Source organism: Nocardioides eburneus, from assembly GCF_040838215.1.
GTDB classification, from domain to species: domain Bacteria; phylum Actinomycetota; class Actinomycetes; order Propionibacteriales; family Nocardioidaceae; genus Nocardioides; species Nocardioides eburneus.
In genome coordinates, this window is the sequence record NZ_JBFPJR010000033.1 from 22,571 (window position 1) to 42,245 (window position 19,675).

The window sequence follows — 19,675 nt, forward strand, 5'->3', positions numbered from 1 at the left end:
CACACGGCCCGCGCACGCGTCCGGGCCTCAGTGGCGGTACCGCTCCTGGTGTACGTACGGCGCCAACGGGGATCGCGAGCGCCAGCCGTACCGCTCCAGGTCGGGGACGTCGGGCAGGTCGGCGACCGGGCCGAGGCAGAGCCAGGCGACCGGGCGGACATGGGCCGGCAGGCCGACGAGCTCGCGCAGGAACTCCTCGCGGTAGAGGCTCACCCAGCCCACGCCGAGACCCTCGGCCGTCGCGGACAGCCAAAGGTTCTCGATCGCGAGGCAGACGGAGTAGAGCCCGGCATCGGCGATGGCGTGCCGGCCGAGGATCTGCGACCCGCCACGGGTGGGGTCGTAGCCCACGACGACGCCCAGGCCGGCCTCGCAGATGCCCTCGACCTTGATCCGCGAGAAGGTCGTGGCCCGCTCGCCCGCCAGCGACGCGGCGAACACCTCGCGCTCGGCGAGGACGTGCGCCCGGAAGGCGCTCAGCGTCTCGGGCGACCGCACGAGCACGAAGTCCCACGGCTGCGACATCCCGACGCTCGGCGCGGCGTGCGCCGCAGAGAGGACTCGTGCCAGCACGTCGTCGGGGACCGGCTCGCCGGTGAACTCCGCGCGCGTGTCCCGACGCCGGCCGATGGCCTCATAGAGGTCCATCAGTGCCGCGCCGTCCGGCGCCGCCCGGCGTCGTACAGGTAGGACTCGCCACCCTGCCGCGCCAGCGCCCACCCGACGAGGATCACCGCCGCCTGTCGCAACCCGGCAGCCTCCACGCGGTCCGCGATCGTGGCCACCGTCCCGGTGAGGACCAGCTCCTCAGGCTGGCTGGCGCGGTGGACCACGACCACGGGGCAGTCGGCGCCATAGTCGTCGGCGACCTCCGTCATGAGCGCCCGCACCCGGGTGATCGCGAGGTGCAGCACGAGCGTGGCCCGCGTGGCGGAGTACGCCGCCAGCTCCTCCGAGTCCGGCATCGCCGTCGACCGTGCACGCGTGCGGGTAAGCACGACCGACTGCGCCACCAGGGGGACGGTCAGCTCCCGGCCGACGACGGCCGCCGCGGCGGCGTACGCCGGGACGCCCGGCGTCACGTCCCACGGCACCCCGGCCGCGTCCAGCCGCCGGGTCTGCTCCGTGAGCGCGGAGTAGAGCGAGGGATCCCCCGACGTCAGGCGTACGACGGCGTGGCCGGCGCCGTGGGCGGCGACGAGCCGCGCCGTGATGGCGTCGAGGTCGAGCCCCTGCGTATCCACCAGCTCCGCCTCGGGGCTGCAGTGCTCGAGGACGGCCGGGTCGAGGTAGGTGCCCGGGTAGAGCACCACGTCGGCCTCGGCCAGCATCCGGGTCGCCCGGACGGTGAGCAGGTCGGCGGCGCCCGGCCCGGCGCCGACGAAGTGAACGACGGCGCCGGCGGCGGACACGGGCATCGGGCCAGAGGCCGCGCTCATCGGACCCACCTCGGCGTCCACACCCGACCGCCCGTGACCCGGGTGCCGGAGGCGCCGACGATCAGCAGGCACTTCATGTCCACCGACTCGACGTCGAGGTCCCCGAGGGTCGTCACCGTCAGTGACTCCTCGGCGCGGCCGACGTCACGCCCGACCACGACCACGGTGTCGGGTGAGCGGTGCTCCAGCAGCACCTTGTGCGCCCATGCGAGCTGGTCGGTGCGTGACCGCGACGCGGGGTTGTAGATCGCCAGGACGAGGTCCGCGTCGGCGACCGCACGCACCCGCCGCTCGACGACCTCCCAGGGCTTGAGCCGGTCCGAGAGGCTCACCACGGCGAAGTCGCCGCCGATCGGGGCGCCCGCTCGCGCCGCCACGGCCTGGACCGCGCTCACGCCGGGGACCACGCGCACCGGCACGTCGTCGTACCCGCCCTGCTCGACGGCCTCGAAGACCGCGGTCGCCATCCCGAAGACCCCGGCGTCACCGCCGGAGACCACCGCGACCCGGTCGCCGGCGCGGGCCAGGTCGAGCGCCAGCCGCGCCCGGTCCAGCTCGACGGTGTTGCCCGAGGCGTGCCGGGTCAGCCCGGCCCGCTGCGGCACGCGCTGCACGTACGGCGCGTAGCCCACCACGTGATCGACACCTGCGAGCACCTCCGCCGCCTCCGGGGTCAACCACTCCTCCGGGCCCGGGCCGAGCCCGACGACCGCGAGCTCGGCCGCCTCGACACTGTCGGCACGCGTGTCGCCGGAGGCCTCGACACCGCGGGCGGGTCGAGGAGCGGCCTCCGCCTCCGTCTGCCGCGACCGGCGCCCGTTGAGGCTGTCGCCGGGAACCACGACCAAGGAGAAGTACGGCACGTCCGCCGGGTCCACCTCGACGACGGGCAGCCACCGCTCCTGCGGCAGCGACGCCCGCTCGACGTAGACCGCATGCTCGAGCCGGCCGGCCTGCTCCAGCGCCCGGCGTACGGCGGGGAAGGTCCGCCCCAGCTTCATGATGATCGCCCCGTCGGTGTCCGCCAGCCGTCGCGCGAGCTCCGGCTCCGGCAGGGTCCCCGGCAGGACGGTCAGGACGTCGGTCTGCCGGACGAGGGGAGTGGCGGCCACGGCCGCGGCCGACGCGAAGGCCGGCACCCCCGGGACGATCTGGGTCTCGTAGCGCTCCGCGAGTCGGTCGTGCATGTACATGTAGGAGCCGTAGAAGAGCGGGTCCCCCTCCGCGAGGAGGACGACGTCGCGTCCGGCGTCCAGGTGGGCCGCCAGCCGGGCGGCCGACTCCTCGTAGAACTCCGCGAGCGCGCCTGCATAGCCGCCCGGATGGTCCGTCGTCCCGGTCGTGACCGGGTAGGTCAGCTGCTCCTCGATCGCGGTCTCGGGGATGAGCCCTGCCGCGATCCGGCGGGCGTTCGACTCCTTCCCGACCCCGGCATGGAAGGCCACGACGTCGGCGCTGCCGATGAGGCGGGCCGCCTTGAGGGTCATGAGTTCGGGGTCGCCCGGGCCGACGCCGACGCCGGCGAACCGCCCTCGGCCCAGGGTCCGGGTCGTCACTCCTCCTCCTGGGCCAGCGCATTGACCGCGGCCGAGGCCATGGCCGAGCCGCCGCGGCGTCCGCGCACGGTGACGAACGGGAGGTCGATCCCGTGGTCGCCGGCGAAGGACGCGAGCGCCTCCTTGGACTCGGCGGCGCCGATGAAGCCGACCGGGCAGCCGATGACCGCTGCCGGCCGTGGTCCGCCGGCGAGGATCAGCTCGAGCAGGTGGAACAGCGCGGTCGGTGCGTTGCCGATGGCGACGACCGCGCCGTCGAGCAGCGGCTGCCAGAGCGAGACGGCGGCCGCCGTACGCGTCGTGCCCCACGCCTGCGCCAGGCCCGGCACGCGCGCGTCGCCGAGCAGGCAGTGCACCTCGTTGCCGGCGGGCAGCCGCGCCGCCGTGACGCCGTGCGCGACCATGCGCGCGTCGCAGAGGATCGGCGCCCCGCCGGCGAGCGCGGTGCGCGCGGCGTCGACGAGCCCCGGATGGACCACGAGATCGTCGACGAGGTCCACCTGTCCGCAGGCATGGATCATCCGCACCGCCAGCTTCTCCGCCGCGGCGGGCACGCGCCCGAGGGCCGACTCGGCTCGGATCGTCGCGAACGAGCGCCGGTAGATCTCGGCGCCGTCCGTCACGTAGTCGTAGCGGCGCCGCGGCGCCGCGAGAACGCCGACCACGGTCCTGGTCATCGCTCCTCCTCGGGGATCAGGACGCCACGCCAGGGCGTCACCACCAGCTCATCGTCGTCGTGTCCCGCCGCGAGCTCGGCCACGAGCGCGGGGGAGAGGATCCCGCTCCGCGCGGCGACGTGACGGCCACCGCCGACCCGGCCGTAGGGCAGCGGACCGGTGCTCACCAGCGCCTCCCGGCGCGGCTCCTGTGCCGGGACGAGCGGTTCGGGCTGCGGGAGCTCGGCGACATGCCACGCGGCCGTCGGCCCGTCGCCGCGGGCCGCCCGGAACGCATGGGCGAGCGCGAGAAGCCGCGCCACCGCCTCGTCCAGGGGTACGACGCCGGCCCAGCCGTCGCCGACGCGCAGCTGCGCCTCGCCCCCGCCGAGCGCGACCAACCCGAGGTCGCAGCGGACGCCGGCGAGATCGCCCCGCCCGTCGTCGAGGACGAAGAGGAACTTCGCCGACAGGTCGGCCAGCGCGCGATCCGCGCACAGCGCCTCGTCGAGGGCCGACGCCACGGGACGCAGGTCCGCGCGGCCGCCGCTGAGCCCGGTCTGCGGCGAGACCATCACGTTGCGGACCAGGTCGTGGGTGCGCGACGGGAGGAGGCCCAGCTCCTCGATCCGGCTCACGACGTCCGCGTGCGGCCGGGCGCCGACGTACGGCATCGCACGCAGCTGCACGTTGGCGCGCGCGGTCAGGTGGAGCCCGCCGTCGCCGTGCGCCTGCGCGAGCGCCGACAGCCCGGAGAGCGCCCGCCCGGTGAGCCGGCCGCCGACGAGCCGGATCCGCATGAGCGCACCGTCCACGGCGGGCCACGGGCGCAGCACCCCCGGGCACCGGTCCGGACGGGTACGTGCCGAGACAGTCACGGATCTCCTTCGAGGTCCGGGCCCGTGCGCGAAGCCCGCGGATGACCTCGCGGCGGTCACCGCAAGGGCCAGCAGGTCTTCGGACTCGGGATCGACCGGCACGGAACGCCTTCCCAGGTCGTCGACCCAGTGGCCGTCAGCGCCCCTCGCGGAGCCCCGACATGTCCCGCCCGTCACCCATACCGCTGCGCGTCAGTCCCGGAGTCCCACCGGGTTCCCTCTGCTCCCAGGGAGCGACTGGCGGCGCCACGATAACACCCGCGACAGCGCCGCCATGGACGACGCCCGGAGGCGGCTCGCGGCGACGCGGTCCCCAGAGACGGACTCAGAGACGGACTCAGAGACGGACTCAGAGACGGCCCCGGAGAGATACCCGGGACCGACCGCACCGGGCAGGAAATGCCAGAAGGCCGCCCGGACGGGCGGCCTTCGGTCGGAGCGGATGACGAGGCTCGAACTCGCGACCTCAACCTTGGCAAGGTTGCGCTCTAGCCAACTGAGCTACATCCGCATGGAACGGCCCCCGAGCGAACCGGGGGCCGGATCCAGTGGGCGATACTGGGTTTGAACCAGTGACCTCTTCCGTGTCAAGGAAGCGCGCTACCGCTGCGCCAATCGCCCGTGGGTGATGCATGTTGAGTTGTGTGGAACTCGAGGTGGGTACGGGATTTGAACCCGTGTACACGGATTTGCAGTCCGTTGCCTCGCCTCTCGGCCAACCCACCGCTGAGGCCTAACGTTCGGTGGAGACCTCTCCGAGCGGACGACGAGGCTCGAACTCGCGACCTCAACCTTGGCAAGGTTGCGCTCTACCAACTGAGCTACGTCCGCTTGACTCCCCGGCTCCGGTTTCCCGGGCCGTGGCGACGCAGAGAACAGTAGCCGAGCCGCCATCCGGCGCCAAATCGGGGGTCACTCGCGTGTCATTCGACCGGGTATGGGCGGCCGAGTGGGTTCGGGGGCCGTCACCCCTTGTGGCCGACCGGTCCCGGGTGTGTGCTGGAGGGGAACGAGAACCTCGGGACAGCACACGAAGGGAGATGCCGATGACAACGACGCCGATGGCACGACCCGGCGACCGGATCGTGGTCCGTGGCACCCACGTCGGCGACGCCGACCGCGTCGGGGAGATCGTCGAGGTGCGCCACGAGGACGGCAGTCCGCCGTACGTCGTCCACTGGAGCGACGGCCACGAGGGGCTGTTCTTCCCGGGGACCGACGCGTTCGTGCAGCACGCGGGCGCCGACGGCCAGCCAGGAGCCACGTCCTAGCGCCGCACTAGAGTCGACGCATGCACGCCTGGATCGACGGCCATCTCATCGACCCCTCCTCGCCGGCCCTGCCGGTGACCGACCACGGCCTGACCGTCGGCGACGGCGTGTTCGAGACGATCAAGATCGTGGAGGGGCAGCCGTTCGCGCTCGTCCGCCACCTCGACCGACTGCAGCGCTCTGCGCGCGGTCTCGGTCTGGTCGGGGTCGACGAGGCCACCTGCCGCCAGGGCGTCAAGGAGGTCCTGGCGGCCGCGCCGCTGGCGCTGGGGCGGCTCCGTGTGACCGTCACCGGCGGCCCGGGCCCGATGGGGTCGGGCCGTGGCGACGCGGCGCCGACCATCGTCGTCGTGGCCGACCAGGTCGCACCGGCCGCCGAGGAGACGGCCATCGTCACCGTGCCGTGGGTGCGCAACGAGCGCGGCGCGCTCACCGGTCTCAAGACCACGTCGTACGCCGAGAACGTCGTCGCCCTGGCCGAGGCCAAGCGCCACGGCGCGACCGAGGCGGTCCTCGCCAACACGCAGGGTCACCTCTGCGAGGGGACGGGCAGCAACATCTTCTACGTGCTCGACGGCGAGCTGCGCACTCCGACGTTGGCGAGCGGCTGCCTGGCCGGCATCACCCGCGCCCTCGTCCTGGAGTGGTATGGCGCCCGGGAGGTCGACGAGCCCCTGGCGATCGTCGAGGAGCGTGCCGAGGAGGTCTTCCTCGTCTCGACCCTCCGCGACGTCCAGGCCGTCACCCGGTGGAACGAGCGCGGCCTCCCGCACGGCCCCGTGACCCGGGCCGTGCGGGAGGCCTGGCGGGGCGAGGAGCGGGACCTACTCGGCGCCTGAGCCGGAGCCGAGTAGGGCGGCGACGAGACCGTCGAGGTCGAGGTGGCGGCTCTCGGTGCCGACCGGGACCGCGGCGAAGGTCTTGGCGAGGAAGCCCTGGATCTCGCGGGAGCTGGCCTCGGCGACCAGCCGGCCGTCGGGGGAGCTGAAGTCGAGGATCGTGACGGCGCGGGCCCGCTCGTCGATGCTCGGGTAGACCTTGACGTCGCCCTCGCCGGCCGGCGCGGCGAGGCCCTGGAGCAGCAGCGTGCGGGAGACGACCCACTCGACGTCGCCGGTGTGGGAGTGGAACGTGAGCGAGACCGCGTAGGGGTCCTCCTGGCGGTAGCCCAGGGTGGTCGGCACGTCGACCGTGCGTCCCCACGGGTCGACGCAGGAGAGGGTGATGTCGTGGGTGAGGGCCGGGTGGCGGGTCGGGTGGGTCATCGGCGGGATCGCGCTCCTTGCTGGTGGTCTCACGAGGGAGACGTGCGCGCGCGGTACCCATGACGCGGTCCGCCCAACAAGTCGGCGTGACGTACGCCACGCCCGCGGCCGCCCGTGGGCGACCCTCTCGACGCGGCGTCGGAGGGGTGGGATACGCCCGTTTAGCGACCGGCCATCGCGGCAGTGAGGCGCGCGACGGGCGAGGCGAGGTTGAACCGGTCGGCCAGCTCGGCAAGCCGCGCCGGGTCGGCCGGGCCGTCCGGCAGGGTGGCACCGGACCGGTCGAGCGGAAGGTCCCGTGCGACCGCGACGACGGTCGGCGCCACGGCGAGGTAGTCGGTGGCCGCGACGATCTTCGCGCGCAGGGCCGCGGTCAGGCCGCTGGTCGCATCGAGTGCGGCGGCCGTGACACCGGCCAGGTCGCCGTACTCCTGGAGGAGCTTGGCGGCGGTCTTCTCGCCGACGCCCTTCACGCCGGGGAGCCCGTCCGAGGTGTCGCCACGCATCGTGGCGAAGTCGGCGTACTGGCGCGCGGAGACGCCGTACTTCGCCCGCACCCAGGCGTCGTCGACGCGTTCGTGGTTGCCGACCCCGCGGGACGTGTAGAGCACGCGCACGCCGGCGGCGTCGTCGACCAACTGGAAGAGGTCGCGGTCGCCGGTCACCACGTCGACGGGCATGCCGGCACCGGTGGCGAGCGTGCCGATCACGTCGTCCGCTTCGTAGCCGTCCGCGCCCATCACCGGCACACCGGCGGCTGCGAGCACCTCCCGGATGACAGGGATCTGCACCTGCAGCGGGTCCGGCACCTCCTCGACGTCCGGACCGGTCTCGGTCACGGCCTCGACCCGGTGCGCCTTGTAGGACGGCACCAGGTCGACCCGCCACTGCGGGCGCCAGTCGTTGTCCCAGCAGCACACGAGGTCGCTGGGGGAGTAGCCGTCGACGAGCCGAGCGATGAAGTCGAGCAGGCCGCGGACGGCGTTCACGGGCGTCCCGTCGGGAGCCGTGATGTCCGGGACGCCGAAGTAGGCCCGGAAATAGAGGGAGGCGGTGTCGAGCAGCATCAGCCGGCGTTCTGGCACGTCCGGCAGCATAGGCGTACGCCGCACTCGACCGCGCCTCGCGCCGTCTTGCCCTGCAGACAGTCAGGGGCGCCAGAACAGGCACCGTCGCTAAGGTTCGCCGCGTGAGCACATCCGAGATCGAGGCGACGGATCGCAAGATCCTGCACCTGTTGGCCGCCGACGGCCGGATGTCGTACACCGATCTCGGGAAGGCCACCGGACTCTCGACGTCGGCCGTGCACCAGCGGGTGAAGCGACTCGAGCAGCGCGGTTTGATCCAGGGGTACGGCGCCGCCCTCAACCACGCCGAGCTGGGCCTCCCGCTGACCGCCTTCGTGGCGATCCGGCCGATGGACCCGTCCCAGCCCGACGACTGTCCGGAGCGGGTCAGCGGCTTCACCGAGATCGAGAGCTGCTGGTCGGTCGCCGGCGACGACTCCTACATCCTCAAGGTGCGGACAGCGACGCCCGCGGCGCTGGAGGAGCTGCTCGCGCAGATCCGATCGGCGGCCAACGTCTCGACCCGGACGACGATCGCGCTGTCGACCTACTACGAGAACCGTCCGGTCACCGAGGGGTGACCTCCGCGACGGAGGCCGTCGGGCTGCTCGGCGCCGGCGTCGGGGCAGGCATCTGCGGGAGCGTGGCGGGCCTCGCCTCGCTGGCCTCCTACCCGGCGCTGCTCGCCACCGGTCTCTCGCCGGTCGCGGCGAACGTCACCAACACCGTCGGGCTCATCGGCAGCTCGCTCGGCTCGGTCGCCGGATCGCGCCCCGAGCTGCGCGGGCAGCGGCACCGGCTGCGCGAGCTCGTCCCGATCACGCTGCTCGGCGGCGTCGCGGGGGCGGCACTCCTGCTGCTCACGCCGTCGAGCGGGTTCCAGAAGGTCGTGCCGTTCCTGATCGCGGGCTCGGCCGTCCTCATCCTCGTGCGCCCCCGGCTGCAGGCGGCCCTCGACGCACGCCGACGGCGGCTCCGCGGCGAGCACCACGAGCGTCCGGCCGGCGCGCCGACGCCGTGGGCCGGCCGGGTCGCGATGTTCGCGGTCGGCGCGTACGGCGGCTACTTCGGCGCCGGAGCCGGCGTCATGATGCTGGCCCTCCTCTCGCTCGCGACCGGGGAGCACCTCGTGCGCGCCAACGCGCTCAAGAACGTCCTGCTCGGGGTCGCCAACGCCGTTGCAGCACTCGGCTTCGCGATCTTCGGCCCGGTGCACTGGCTGCCCGCCGTACTCCTGGGCGTGGGGTGCGTGGCAGGAGGATACGTCGGGCCCGCGATCGCCCGCGCCGTACCGCCCACCGTCCTGCGGATCGTGATCGGTCTCGCCGGCCTCTACCTCGCCGTCGACCTCGGCATCGGCGCCTACACCTGAGACCGGCGCACGCGATCGCCCGTCAGGCGGCCGAGGCCTGCTCCCGCCACCACTGCTGCCCGGCCTCGGGCAACGTGTGGATCGGGTCGTAGTAGGCGTAGGTCCGGGTGAGCGCCTGGTCGTCCTCGGACTCGATCGAGGTGCGGTAGTTCTTGGTCCAGGACGAGATGCCGCGCACGCGGTCGTAGTCGGCGAGCTGGTGGACCCAGCGCTTGCCGACGAACGGCACGTCGCAGACGATCCGCGGCGTCGCGAAGCCGGGCAGATAGCCCATCAGGTCGTGCTGCATCGCCTGCGCCGCGGCCACGGAGACCCGCCAGTGCTCCGCGAACGGGATCATGTCGCACATGTAGAAGTAGTAGGGCATGATCTGCGCCCCGTCGAGCAGCCGGAAGCAGAGGTCGAGCAGCGCATGGCTGTCGGCGTTGACGCCGGCGAGGAGCACGCCCTGGTTCCGGACGTCGCGGACGCCGGCCTCGAGCATCGCCCGGGACGCGTCCGCCACGATCGGGGTGATCGACTGCGCGTGATTGGCGTGGGTGTGGATCGCGACCGAGACGCCACGGGAGCGTGCGACGCGCGCCACCCGCTCCATCCCTGCGCGGACCTCGTCCTGCAGCCAGTGCTGGGGGAGCCCCACCAGCGCCTTCGTGGCGAGCCGGATGTCACGGATGTTGTCGATCTCGAGCAGGCTGGCCAGGAACGCCTCGAGCCGCGGCCACGGCAGGTTGGCGACGTCGCCGCCGGAGACCACGACGTCGCGCACCTGCGGCGTACGGCGCAGGTAGTCGAGCATCGCCTCGTGCCGGTCCACCGGCTTGCCGAGGAACTTCAGCTTGTCGACCGTCGTCGTCGAGTTGCCGACCAGGTCCATCCGGGTGCAGTGCCCGCAGTACTGCGGACAGGTGGGCAGGAGCTCGGCGAGCACCTTGGTGGGGTAGCGGTGGGTGAGGCCCTCGGCGACCCACATGTCGTGCTCGTGCAGCGAGTCGCGGGCGGCGTACGGATGGGACGGCCAGTCCGTCCGCCGGTCGCTGAAGATGGGGATCATGTAGCGCCGCACCGGGTCGGCGTAGAACGCGTCGGTGAACGCGGATCCCGCTGAGGCACCGTCGGGGACCATCGTGTTCATCATCTGCGGCGGCACGAGCATCGACATCGTGGCGCGCTCGGCCTGGTCGCGCTCGAGGTCGGCGTAGAACGACTCCGCGAGCAGGTCACCCATGAGGGCCCGCAGCTGACGGACGTTCTTGACACAGTGGCTGCGCTGCCACTGGACGTCGGCCCACTGCTCGGCGGTGACGTCCGCCCAGCCGGGGAACCGCCGCCAGTCCGGCTCGACGAGCGGCTCACGGCGATAGACGTAGGGCTGCCGGCGCGCGGCCGCCGCAGTCGCCGAGGACCCTGCCAGCGCAGTCTCGATGGTTGCCGTCATATTGCCAGCGTAGGCACAGATTCTCCGGCCCGTCGACCACCGCGCCGGAAATTCTGTGGCACGCTGGCCTCATGGCCCCTCAGACCACGCCCAGCGATCCGACCGGCCTCCACCGGGTGCTCGACGCTCCCAGGGACGGAGCCGTCCCGCTGCCGCAGGCCGCGCGCCGGCTCGACACCCGCCCCGAGCTGTGGCCGGACGAGGTCCGGATCCGGGTCGAGCGGCTCAACCTCGACGCCGCGTCGTTCCGACAGCTCGAACGCGCGCACGCCTCGGGCGGGACCGTCGACCGTGACGCCCTGCGGGCCGAGGTCGTCGACATCGTCGCGTCGCGCGGGAAGATGCAGAACCCCGAGACCGGCTCGGGCGGCATGCTCGTCGGCACGGTCGAGGAGGTCGGGCCCGCCTCGCGCCTCGGGCTCCGCGTGGGGGACCGGGTCGCGACCCTCGTCTCCCTGACGCTGACGCCGCTCGTCATCGAGGACGGGCTCGCCCGCTGGGACGCTCGCTCCGAGCAGGTGCCGACGGACGGCTACGCGATCCTCTTCGGCCGGTCGATCGCCGCCGTGCTCCCCGAGGACCTCCCGACCCCACTCAGCCTCGCGGTCCTCGACGTCTGCGGTGCTCCGGCCCTCACCCGCCGGGTCACCGAGGAGAGGTACGCCGGGGGCGTGGTCGCCGTGGTCGGCGCGGGCGGCAAGTCCGGCTCGTTGTCCCTGGCCGCCGCGCGCGACGCGGGGGCACGCCACCTGATCGGGGTCGTCCCGACGCAGGCGGAGGCGGGGCTCCTGCGCGAGGGCGGTTTGGCGGAAGGGTTGGCCGACGCCGTCGTGGTCGCCGACGCGCGCGACCAGGTCGCTCTCCGCGACGCGGTGGAGAAGGCGGGCGGTCCGGCCGACGTGACGGTGGTCTGCGTCGACGTGCCCGGCTGCGAGGGCGGTGCGATCCTCGCCACCGCCGACTGCGGGACGGTCGTCTTCTTCTCCATGGCCACGAGCTTCTCCGCCGCCGCCCTCGGCGCGGAGGGACTGGCCGCCGACGTGACGATGCTGGTCGGCAACGGCTACGTGCCCGGTCATGCCGCCTACGCCCTCGACCTGGTGCGCCGCCACGACAGCGTGCGCCGTCTGCTCGAGAGAAGGCTCGGATGAGCATCGAGACCCGGCTCGGCCTCGACCCGACCTCGGTCGCCACGGCCCGCGAGCTGGCCGCCCGGGTGGGCGCGCCGATCGTGGACCTGGCCCGCCGCCACACCACCGTCGCCGTCGAGCGGGCGACCCTGCGGCTCGCCGGGCTCGGCGGCGCCGACCCCGACGGCACCCCCTGGGTCAACCACCTCGTCGACGAGGTGCGGTCGGGCCTTGCCGCCGACGGCGGGCTCGCCCACGGCGTCAGCCTGCCCGTCTGGGACGCGCTGGTGCGCGGCGAGGCCGACGACCTCGCGACGCTGGCCGAGAAGGCCGCCGCAGGGTCGGTCCGCTTCCGCGTGCCGGAGGGACGAGCCGCCGAGGAGGCCGGCCGCGCGGCACGGGCCGCCGTCGCCCGGGGCATCGCCACGATCGACGCCCGCCGGCGTACGCGTGAACGGATGGTTGCCGAGATCGGCGACGCTCCGCGCACTCCCTGGATCTACCTCATCGTCGCCACGGGCGACATCTACGAGGACATCCCGCAGGCCCAGGCGGCCGCCCGCGCCGGTGCGGACGTCATCGCGGTCATCCGGAGCACGGGGCAGAGTCTGCTCGACTACGTGCCCGAGGGCGCGACCCGGGAGGGCTTCGCGGGGACGTATGCGACGCAGGAGAACTTCCGGCTGATGCGCGCGGCGCTCGACGAGACGTCGCGCGAGCTCGGCCGCTATGTCCGGCTGACGAACTATGCCTCCGGGCTCTGCATGCCCGAGATCGCCGCGTTGGCCGGCCTCGAACGGCTCGACATGATGCTGAACGACTCGATGTACGGGATCCTCTTCCGCGACATCAACCCGATCCGGACGTTCGTCGACCAGCGCTTCAGCCGACAGATCCACGCGCGGGCGGGGATCATCATCAACACCGGAGAGGACAACTACCTCACCACCGCCGACGCGGTCGAGGCGGCCCACACCGTCACCACCAGCCAGCTGCTCAACGAGTTCTTCGCGAAGGAGGCCGGGCTCGAGGACTGGCAGCTCGGGCTCGGCCACGCGTTCGAGATCGACCCCGACATCCCGGACTCGTTCCGCCTCGAGCTCGCCCACGCGCTGCTCGCGCGCGAGCTCTTCCCGGATGCGCCCCTGAAGTGGATGCCACCGACCCGGCACATGACCGGCGACGTCTTCCGCGGCTATCTCCTCGACGGCTTCTTCAACCTCGCTGGTGCGCTCACCGGCCAGGGCATCCTGCTGGTCGGCATGATGACCGAGGCGGTCGTGACGCCGTGGCTCTCCGACCGCGACCTCGCCCTGCGGAACGTCCGCTACGTCCTCGATGCCGCCGGCCGTCTGCGGGAGGACTTCCATCCCTCGGCGGACGGCGTCATCGCGACCCGCGCCCGACAGGTGCTGGGGGAGTCGATCGACCTGCTGACGCGCATCGCTGCGGAGCCGGGCGCGAGCCATGGCGCGGGCCTGCTCGACGCCATCGCCGACGGCACGTTCGGCCTCATGAAGCGGCCCGCCGACGGCGGCAAGGGCCTCGAGGGCGTGGCCGAGAAGTCGGCGGCGTACGTCAACCCGGCGACCGATCTCCTGGAGGAGGAGCAGTGACGATCATCCGGCCCTACGGTGACACCACCGGCGACGGCATGGTGCAGCTGTCGTTCACGCTCCCGATCGCCCACGACAAGATCGCCGACGGCGCCGCACTGCAGCTGGCGAAGAAGATGGGCCTGGACCCGGCGATGGTCGTCCACAGCAGGCCGATCGCCGACGCGCGCGACGGGCGGAGCGGCTTCACCTTCTTCGTCGTCTACGGCCGGGTCACCCACCTCGTCGACACCTCCTTGGTCCAGGTGGTCGAACGCGACTTCCCGCTGCTGAGCCCCCAGGAGGTCAATGCGGCCGTGAAGCAGACCCTCCACCGACCGCTGGTCGTGGTCGGCGGCTGCATCGGCACCGATGCCCACACCGTCGGCATCGACGCGATCTTGAACATCAAGGGGTTCGCGGGGGAGAAGGGGCTGGAGTACTACCACGAGCTCCAGGTCGTGAACCTGGGTGCCCAGGTCACCGTCCCGGCGCTCGTCGCGGCGGCCCGCGACCACCATGCCGATGCGGTGCTCGTCTCGCAGGTGGTCACCCAGCGCGACGCCCACCTCCACAACACCCGCGAGATGTCGGCGGCGTTCCGCGAGGCCTATCCACGCGACCGCCGGCCGCTGCTGGTCGTCGGCGGTCCGCGGTTCGACGAGTCGATGGCCCGCGACCTCGGAGTCGACCGGATCTTCGGCCGCGGCACCACTCCGGGCGAGGTGGCGTCCTACCTCGTCCATCGCATCGTCCGGAAGGAGGCGGCATGACCACCGCCCGCCCCGACATCGGCACCACGGTCGTCCACCGCCGGTACGTGCCGTACGCACACGCGCACTACGCCGGCAGCCTCGTCGACGGCGCCTACAGCCTGGCGCTCTTCGGCGACGTCGCGACCGAGCTCTGCATCCGGACCGACGGGGACGAGGGGCTCTTCGCGTCGTACGACGACGTGCAGTTCCTCGCGCCGGTCCGCGCCGGGGACGTCCTTGAGGTCACCGCGCGACTGGTGCGGGCGGGCACGCGGTCGCGCCTCGTCGAGTTCCGCGCGTACGTCGTCGCCCGCGGCGCCCCGACCCCGGACCGGCCCGGCGCGGCCACGGTGCTCGATCCGCCGCTGCTGGCGACCAGCGCGCGCGGAACGGTCGTCGTCCCGTCGGCGCCGCCTCGATGAGAGCGCTCTGGCTCGGCGTGTCGCGGCGACACGCCGAGAATCTGGTGATTTCCCAAGAATTTTCGTGCCGGCAAGTGCCTCGCTGACCTGCGTAAACGGGCGTTTCCGCTGGTCACGGGATGGTTGACGGCTCACGTGTCGAGCAGACAACCTGTGTCGGTCCGCCCAGGCAGAGTCGCGACCGGTGGACCGCCGTCCGAGCGGCCGGGTCGGAGGATGTCACACCAGACACCTGTCCCACGTGGCTCACGGACGCCGGTCCGCCCCGCGAGGGCACCGTGGGAGGGCGTCGACGAGCTTTAGACAACGATCGTGCCCCGGCCGCCAGCCGAGGTCGCGGATCGGCCCGAAGCCCGGTCGACCACCCTCCCACGGCTCTGCCCGAGGGCCTCGCCGTCTACGCTGTCCGTCAGATCCGGTCACCACCGTTCGGGACCCATCCCACCGATCTGAGCGAGGCCAGCCACGTGACGAACCCTTCCGCCGACGCGCCGGACCGTGACCTGGGACGGGTCGTCATGGTGGTCCCGACCTACAACGAGGCCGCCAACCTGGCCTGGATCGTCGACCGGCTCCGAAGGGCCCAGCCCGCCCTCGACGTCCTGGTCGTCGACGACGGCTCACCGGACGGCACCGGCGCCATCGCCGACGACCTCGCCGCGGCGGACGACCACGTCCACGTGATCCACCGGACGGAGAAGGCCGGCCTCGGGGCGGCCTATCTCCACGGCTTCCGGTGGGCGCTCAACCGGGGGTACGACGTCGTCGGCGAGATGGACGCCGACGGGTCCCACCAGCCCGAGGAGCTCGACCGGCTGCTCGCGGCGCTGCACGACGCCGACCTCGTGATCGGCTCGCGGTGGGTGCCCGGCGGCTCGGTGGTCAACTGGCCGCTCCGCCGGCAGGCGCTCTCGCGGGGCGGCAACCTCTACGTCCGGCTGCTTCTCGGGATCCGGGTGCGCGACGCGACCGCCGGATACCGCCTGTTCCGCCGGGAGACGCTCGAGAAGATCGACCTCGACTCGGTGGAGTCCACGGGCTACGTCTTCCAGACCGACCTCGTGACCCGCACGCTCCGGGCCGGGCTCACGGTGGCCGAGGTCCCGATCCAGTTCGTCGAGCGGGTCCGGGGCGACTCCAAGATGAGCGGCGCGGTCGCGGCCGAGTCGATGCGGCTCGTGACGCGCTGGGGCCTGCGGGAGCGCCGCCACCAGCTGCGCCGACGGATCGGTCGATGACCCGGACCCGTGGTTGGTGCCGGGTGGGATGATCGGGGTGTGAAGCACCGCCGACGCCTGACCTGGATCCTCCTGGTCGCCTTCCTCGTCGTTCCGATCGCGGAGATCTATGTCCTGATCCAGGTCGGGAAGGTCATCGGCGCGCCGTTGACGATCCTGCTGCTCATCGCCGACTCGATCTTCGGCAGCTGGCTGATCAAGCGCGAGGGCGCCCGCGCGTGGGAGGCGCTCCGCGTTGCACTTTCCTCCGGGCGGATGCCGCATCGAGAGGTGGCCGACGGCGCGCTCGTGCTGCTCGGGGGCGCGCTGATGCTGAGCCCGGGCTTCGTGACCGACGTCTTCGGCGTGCTCCTGATCCTGCCGCTGACCCGGCCGTTCTTCCGGCGCCTGCTCGCCACGCTCGTGGAACGACGGCTGACCAGCGCCACATTCTCCCGCGGCTATGACCGCCGGGGGCGCGGTGACGTCATCCAGGGCGAGGTCGTCGACCGCTGACGCCACCCCGTCGAGTTGCGCGTTCTGGCGGGTCGAGTTGCGCGTTCTGACGGGTCGAGTTGCGCGTTCTGGCGGGTCGGCCCTCAGTCGCGCGCGGCAGAGACAACGAACGGCGGTGGGCTCCCGCGGGAGTCCACCGCCGTCGTACGACGCCAGCCGGCCGTCAGGCCGTGGCCTTGCTCCGCTTGCCGGTCTTGCGGTGCAGGTGCGCGGGGCCGATCTCGCCGCCGCGGAGCAGCTCGAGGCGCTCCTTGAGGATGTCCTCGAGCTCCTTCTCGGAGCGACGCTCGAGGAGCATGTCCCAGTGGGTGCGCGCCGGCTTCTCCACCTTGGCCTCGGGCTGGGCGCCGGAGGTGTTGAGCGCCTCCGCGCCGCAGCGCGGGCACTCCCAGACCGCGGGCACCTCGGCCTCGTCGGACATCGTGATCTCGAACTCGTGGCCCTGCGGACAGCGGTAGCCCACCTGCTGGCGAGCGGCGAACTCGATCCCGCGCTCGTCCTCGAAGCTCTGTCCGCCCAGTCGTGCTCCGCGCAGTGTGCGCTCAGCCATCGGGCACCTCCTGAGTGCTGTTCCCCCGGTTGTCATGGACGAGACGGCCCGGGACGCGACTTATGACGCCGGAGTACCGAACCCCTCGAAGTCTTCAACGGTACCGAGATCGACATGATTCCGGGAATTGTCGACAAACTGTCGTGGCCTGACCCACGTCGACGCTCGCTGTCTCGCCGCCCCCTGTCTCGCTCGCCTGTCGTGCCAGCGTGGCACAGTCACAGCACCCTGGGTACCCGGTTGCCGGCCTCGGCTACCCCTCGATGCGGGTCGAGCCGGAGCAGGAAGACGGCGCCGAGCACGAAGAAGACGATGAGCGAGACGATCGCCGGCCGGTAGGAGCCGCTGAGCTGGAAGACCAGCCCGAACAGCAGGGTGCCGAACCAGGACGTCCCACGCTCGGCGGCGTTGTAGAGCGCGAAGTACTCACCCTCGCGCCCACGCGGGATGAGCAGGCTGAAGAACGAGCGGGACAGCGCCTGGGTGCCGCCCATGACGAGCGCGATCGCGACACCGGCGACCAGAAACAGCACGATGTTGCGCTCGGGCAGGAACATCGCGGCGACCACGATGACCATCCACCCGAACGTGCCGTAGAGGAGACAGCGGTAGGCGCCGTACCGCTGCGCCATCCGGCCGAAGAAGAGCGCACCGCCGAACGCGACGAACTGGATCATCAGGATCGCCGCGATGAGCACGCTGTCGCCGAAGTGCAGCTGTTTGGAGCCGTAGATCGACGCGCTGTAGATCACCGTCTGGATGCCGTCGTTGTAGAACAGGTAGGCGATCAGGAACGTCAGCGTCATCGGGAAGGCGCGCATCTCCGTGAGCGTCGTCCACAGCTGGCCGAAGGACCGCTGCACCAGGCCGCCCGACTCCGGGACGACGCCGAGCGCGGGCCGGTCGCGCAGTCGCCGCACGGGGATGACCGTGAACACCGCCCACCACACGGCGGCGCTGAGCAGGGACAGCCGGACGGCGAGCTCCTTGTCGAGGCCCAGGGCGCTGTGGCCCTGGACCATCACCAGGTTGACCAGCAGCAGGATCCCGCCGCCGAGATAGCCGAACGCCCAGCCGCGCGCGGACGCCGCGTCACGCTCCTCCTCGGTCGAGATGTCGACGAGGATGGCGTAGTAGCTCACCAGCGAGCACCCACCCAGCACACTGCTCACCACGACCGCCACCGCGCCGAGCTGCCAGTGGTCACCCTGCAGGAAGAAGAGCAGCGCGCAGAAGAACGCCCCGGCCCAGGCGAACCAAGCCAGGTGCCACTTCTTGTGCGAGGACCGGTCGACGAGCGCCCCCACCACCGGCAGGACGAAGGCGCTGGCGATGGTCGCGAAGGAGGTGAGGTACGACGGCAGCGACCCCGCCGCGAGATGGAGGCCGAGCACGCTGACCGTCTTCGCGCAGGTGTCGTCGGGGGAGTCACCACACCCGGCCGCTCGTCCCGCGACGGTGATCATGAACGGGCCGAAGAGAACGGTCAGGACGGTGGTGTAGAACGCCGAGTTCGCCCAGTCGTACCAGTTCCACGCACGCTGCTCGTTCCGGCGCTGCACCGGACGGAAGTCGCCGATCCCGGTCGCCGTCGTCACGCGGCGGAACCGTTCCGTCCGTGCCACTGCCCGCGCGCGAGGAGCAGGTCCTTGAGGACGTCCGTGCGGTCGGTCATCAACCCGTCCACGCCGCGGTCGAGGAGCTCGGCCATCTCGGCCGGGTCGTCGATGGTCCAGACGTGGACCTCCTTGCCGGCGGCATGGGCCTTCCGGACGAGGCTGCGGCGGGCCACGGTCAGGCGCAGCGGACCGAGACCGCGGCGGTGCGGGATCTGGAGCGCGCTGACCCGGCCGCGGGTGACCAGGTCGGCGAGCCGACCGCTGGGCAGGGCGAGGTAGGCCACCACCTCGAGCGGGTGGGCGGAGGTCCGCACCCGTCCGCGGGTGACCTCCCGGAACCGCCGCAGGCGGGCGGGGGAGAAGGACCCGACGATCACCCGGTCCTCCTGACCGGTCGCCTCGAGGAACTCGGCGAGCGCGTCGACGGCGCCGTCGGACTTCAGGTCGACGTTGAACTCGACATCGGGAAAGGCCGCGAACAGGTCCGCGAGACGCGGCACCTCGTGGCTTCCGGCGACCCGGGCGGCCCGAACCTCGTCGTAGGTGAGGTCGGCGATGGCCCCACGCCGGTCGGTGACCCGGTCGAGGACGGCGTCGTGGAAGGCCAGGAGCACGCCGTCGCGGGTGACATGGGCGTCCGTCTCGAGGTGGCGGTAGCCCAGCGCCACCGCGTGCTCGAACGCGGCGAGCGTGTTCTCCATCCCCTCGATCTCGGGGTGGTAGGAGCCACCGCGGTGGGCATAGGCCCGCACGGCCGGGTGAGCCCCGGCGGCGCTGTTGGTCTTCCTCACGATGGGTCAGTATCCCTTCTCACCGTCGACCGTCATCGCCGCGCACGCCCGGTCCGCCGAGTCGGCGTCCATGGACGCCGACTCGCGCTCCTGCGACCTGTCGAGTCGGCGCGAGAAGGCGCGCGCGAGGACCTCCTCCAC

General features: G+C 72.2%; 21 protein-coding genes, 4 tRNA genes and 1 riboswitch. Of the genes, 10 read left to right on the forward strand and 15 right to left on the reverse strand.

Annotated features, from left to right (window positions below):
- Nucleotides 1-27: 27 nt before the first annotated feature.
- The 9 genes from bluB to AB3X52_RS15975 form a co-directional block, all read right to left on the reverse strand.
- On the reverse strand, nucleotides 28-648 hold the full coding sequence (gene bluB, locus AB3X52_RS15935; RefSeq protein ID WP_367995086.1) for a 5,6-dimethylbenzimidazole synthase: 621 nt from the start codon (nucleotides 646-648) through the stop codon (nucleotides 28-30).
- Nucleotides 648-1,439 (reverse strand): cobalt-precorrin-4/precorrin-4 C(11)-methyltransferase, encoded by a 792-nt coding sequence (locus AB3X52_RS15940; protein WP_367995087.1) that lies wholly within the window; start codon nucleotides 1,437-1,439, stop codon nucleotides 648-650. The genes bluB and AB3X52_RS15940 overlap by 1 nt, the downstream gene beginning before the upstream one ends.
- Nucleotides 1,436-2,995, reverse strand: a complete 1,560-nt coding sequence (locus tag AB3X52_RS15945) for a precorrin-2 C(20)-methyltransferase (protein ID WP_367995088.1) — start codon at nucleotides 2,993-2,995, stop codon at nucleotides 1,436-1,438. The genes AB3X52_RS15940 and AB3X52_RS15945 overlap by 4 nt, the downstream gene beginning before the upstream one ends.
- On the reverse strand, nucleotides 2,992-3,672 hold the full coding sequence (locus AB3X52_RS15950) for a precorrin-8X methylmutase (RefSeq protein ID WP_367995089.1): 681 nt from the start codon (nucleotides 3,670-3,672) through the stop codon (nucleotides 2,992-2,994). Before AB3X52_RS15950 ends, AB3X52_RS15945 begins: the two co-directional genes overlap by 4 nt.
- Entirely contained in the window at nucleotides 3,669-4,529 is an 861-nt protein-coding gene (locus tag AB3X52_RS15955; RefSeq protein ID WP_367995090.1) for a ferredoxin-like domain-containing protein, read from the reverse strand. Before AB3X52_RS15955 ends, AB3X52_RS15950 begins: the two co-directional genes overlap by 4 nt.
- Nucleotides 4,530-4,582: 53 nt before the next feature.
- Nucleotides 4,583-4,786, reverse strand: a riboswitch (cobalamin riboswitch).
- Between the two features lie 180 nt (nucleotides 4,787-4,966).
- Nucleotides 4,967-5,040 (reverse strand) — tRNA-Gly (locus AB3X52_RS15960).
- A gap of 38 nt (nucleotides 5,041-5,078) precedes the next feature.
- Nucleotides 5,079-5,150: transfer RNA gene (locus tag AB3X52_RS15965), tRNA-Val, on the reverse strand.
- A 33-nt stretch (nucleotides 5,151-5,183) separates the two neighbouring features.
- Nucleotides 5,184-5,254: transfer RNA gene (locus AB3X52_RS15970), tRNA-Cys, on the reverse strand.
- A 33-nt stretch (nucleotides 5,255-5,287) separates the two neighbouring features.
- Nucleotides 5,288-5,360: transfer RNA gene (locus tag AB3X52_RS15975), tRNA-Gly, on the reverse strand.
- 215 nt (nucleotides 5,361-5,575) lie between these two features.
- On the opposite strand from AB3X52_RS15975, the gene AB3X52_RS15980 reads away from it, so the two are divergent.
- Nucleotides 5,576-5,800, forward strand: coding sequence for a DUF1918 domain-containing protein (locus tag AB3X52_RS15980; protein ID WP_367995091.1), 225 nt, complete (start codon nucleotides 5,576-5,578; stop codon nucleotides 5,798-5,800).
- A gap of 20 nt (nucleotides 5,801-5,820) precedes the next feature.
- Entirely contained in the window at nucleotides 5,821-6,639 is an 819-nt protein-coding gene (locus AB3X52_RS15985) for an aminotransferase class IV (RefSeq protein WP_367995092.1), read from the forward strand.
- On the opposite strand, the gene AB3X52_RS15990 is transcribed toward AB3X52_RS15985, so the two are convergent.
- Complete coding sequence (locus AB3X52_RS15990) at nucleotides 6,625-7,065, reverse strand: SsgA family sporulation/cell division regulator (protein ID WP_367995093.1); 441 nt, start codon at nucleotides 7,063-7,065, stop codon at nucleotides 6,625-6,627. The two genes, AB3X52_RS15985 and AB3X52_RS15990, sit on opposite strands and share 15 nt — an antisense overlap.
- Nucleotides 7,066-7,226: 161 nt before the next feature.
- Nucleotides 7,227-8,132 (reverse strand): 5'-3' exonuclease, encoded by a 906-nt coding sequence (locus AB3X52_RS15995; protein WP_367995104.1) that lies wholly within the window; start codon nucleotides 8,130-8,132, stop codon nucleotides 7,227-7,229.
- A gap of 122 nt (nucleotides 8,133-8,254) precedes the next feature.
- Here AB3X52_RS15995 and AB3X52_RS16000 point away from each other — a divergent pair, with 122 nt between their 5' ends.
- Complete coding sequence (locus tag AB3X52_RS16000; protein ID WP_437440566.1) at nucleotides 8,255-8,713, forward strand: Lrp/AsnC family transcriptional regulator; 459 nt, start codon at nucleotides 8,255-8,257, stop codon at nucleotides 8,711-8,713.
- On the forward strand, nucleotides 8,710-9,504 hold the full coding sequence (locus AB3X52_RS16005) for a sulfite exporter TauE/SafE family protein (RefSeq protein WP_367995094.1): 795 nt from the start codon (nucleotides 8,710-8,712) through the stop codon (nucleotides 9,502-9,504). The genes AB3X52_RS16000 and AB3X52_RS16005 overlap by 4 nt, the downstream gene beginning before the upstream one ends.
- A 22-nt stretch (nucleotides 9,505-9,526) precedes the next feature.
- Here AB3X52_RS16005 and AB3X52_RS16010 read toward each other — a convergent pair whose 3' ends face one another.
- Nucleotides 9,527-10,939, reverse strand: coding sequence for a KamA family radical SAM protein (locus AB3X52_RS16010; RefSeq protein WP_367995095.1), 1,413 nt, complete (start codon nucleotides 10,937-10,939; stop codon nucleotides 9,527-9,529).
- Nucleotides 10,940-11,010: 71 nt separating this feature from the next.
- Between AB3X52_RS16010 and kdd the strand changes: the two genes are divergently transcribed.
- From kdd to AB3X52_RS16040, 6 genes are all read left to right on the forward strand, one after another.
- The gene (kdd, locus tag AB3X52_RS16015) at nucleotides 11,011-12,090 is read left to right on the forward strand and encodes an L-erythro-3,5-diaminohexanoate dehydrogenase (protein ID WP_367995096.1); all 1,080 of its coding nucleotides are present in this window, start codon (nucleotides 11,011-11,013) and stop codon (nucleotides 12,088-12,090) included.
- Complete coding sequence (kamD, locus tag AB3X52_RS16020) at nucleotides 12,087-13,685, forward strand: lysine 5,6-aminomutase subunit alpha (RefSeq protein ID WP_367995097.1); 1,599 nt, start codon at nucleotides 12,087-12,089, stop codon at nucleotides 13,683-13,685. The genes kdd and kamD overlap by 4 nt, the downstream gene beginning before the upstream one ends.
- Nucleotides 13,682-14,437, forward strand: a complete 756-nt coding sequence (gene kamE / locus AB3X52_RS16025; protein WP_367995098.1) for a lysine 5,6-aminomutase subunit beta — start codon at nucleotides 13,682-13,684, stop codon at nucleotides 14,435-14,437. Before kamD ends, kamE begins: the two co-directional genes overlap by 4 nt.
- Nucleotides 14,434-14,841 carry a 3-aminobutyryl-CoA ammonia lyase gene (kal, locus tag AB3X52_RS16030; RefSeq protein WP_367995099.1) on the forward strand — a complete coding sequence of 136 codons (408 nt, stop codon included), beginning with the start codon at nucleotides 14,434-14,436 and terminating at the stop codon, nucleotides 14,839-14,841. Before kamE ends, kal begins: the two co-directional genes overlap by 4 nt.
- Nucleotides 14,842-15,308: 467 nt before the next feature.
- The gene (locus AB3X52_RS16035) at nucleotides 15,309-16,079 is read left to right on the forward strand and encodes a polyprenol monophosphomannose synthase (protein ID WP_437440567.1); all 771 of its coding nucleotides are present in this window, start codon (nucleotides 15,309-15,311) and stop codon (nucleotides 16,077-16,079) included.
- Between the two features lie 39 nt (nucleotides 16,080-16,118).
- Entirely contained in the window at nucleotides 16,119-16,574 is a 456-nt protein-coding gene (locus AB3X52_RS16040) for an FxsA family protein (RefSeq protein ID WP_367995100.1), read from the forward strand.
- Nucleotides 16,575-16,737: 163 nt separating this feature from the next.
- Here AB3X52_RS16040 and AB3X52_RS16045 read toward each other — a convergent pair whose 3' ends face one another.
- From AB3X52_RS16045 to AB3X52_RS16055, 3 genes are all read right to left on the reverse strand, one after another.
- Nucleotides 16,738-17,124: an RNA polymerase-binding protein RbpA gene (locus AB3X52_RS16045; RefSeq protein ID WP_367995101.1), complete on the reverse strand. Its 387-nt coding sequence runs from the start codon at nucleotides 17,122-17,124 to the stop codon at nucleotides 16,738-16,740.
- Nucleotides 17,125-17,342: 218 nt separating this feature from the next.
- The gene (locus AB3X52_RS16050) at nucleotides 17,343-18,722 is read right to left on the reverse strand and encodes an MFS transporter (protein WP_367995102.1); all 1,380 of its coding nucleotides are present in this window, start codon (nucleotides 18,720-18,722) and stop codon (nucleotides 17,343-17,345) included.
- Nucleotides 18,719-19,534 (reverse strand): glycerophosphodiester phosphodiesterase family protein, encoded by an 816-nt coding sequence (locus AB3X52_RS16055; protein WP_367995103.1) that lies wholly within the window; start codon nucleotides 19,532-19,534, stop codon nucleotides 18,719-18,721. Before AB3X52_RS16055 ends, AB3X52_RS16050 begins: the two co-directional genes overlap by 4 nt.
- Nucleotides 19,535-19,675 lie beyond the last annotated feature (141 nt).

Coding starts and splice junctions, on each gene's coding strand:
- AB3X52_RS15990 (WP_367995093.1), bottom strand. CDS start 7,065: ATGACCCACCCGACCCGCCACCCGGCCCTCACCCACGACATCACCCTC.
- bluB (WP_367995086.1), bottom strand. CDS start 648: ATGGACCTCTATGAGGCCATCGGCCGGCGTCGGGACACGCGCGCGGAG.
- kamD (WP_367995097.1), top strand. CDS start 12,087: ATGAGCATCGAGACCCGGCTCGGCCTCGACCCGACCTCGGTCGCCACG.
- AB3X52_RS16045 (WP_367995101.1), bottom strand. CDS start 17,124: ATGGCTGAGCGCACACTGCGCGGAGCACGACTGGGCGGACAGAGCTTC.
- AB3X52_RS15985 (WP_367995092.1), top strand. CDS start 5,821: ATGCACGCCTGGATCGACGGCCATCTCATCGACCCCTCCTCGCCGGCC.
- AB3X52_RS15940 (WP_367995087.1), bottom strand. CDS start 1,439: ATGAGCGCGGCCTCTGGCCCGATGCCCGTGTCCGCCGCCGGCGCCGTC.
- AB3X52_RS15950 (WP_367995089.1), bottom strand. CDS start 3,672: ATGACCAGGACCGTGGTCGGCGTTCTCGCGGCGCCGCGGCGCCGCTAC.
- kdd (WP_367995096.1), top strand. CDS start 11,011: ATGGCCCCTCAGACCACGCCCAGCGATCCGACCGGCCTCCACCGGGTG.
- AB3X52_RS16010 (WP_367995095.1), bottom strand. CDS start 10,939: ATGACGGCAACCATCGAGACTGCGCTGGCAGGGTCCTCGGCGACTGCG.
- kal (WP_367995099.1), top strand. CDS start 14,434: ATGACCACCGCCCGCCCCGACATCGGCACCACGGTCGTCCACCGCCGG.
- AB3X52_RS15980 (WP_367995091.1), top strand. CDS start 5,576: ATGACAACGACGCCGATGGCACGACCCGGCGACCGGATCGTGGTCCGT.
- AB3X52_RS15995 (WP_367995104.1), bottom strand. CDS start 8,132: ATGCTGCTCGACACCGCCTCCCTCTATTTCCGGGCCTACTTCGGCGTC.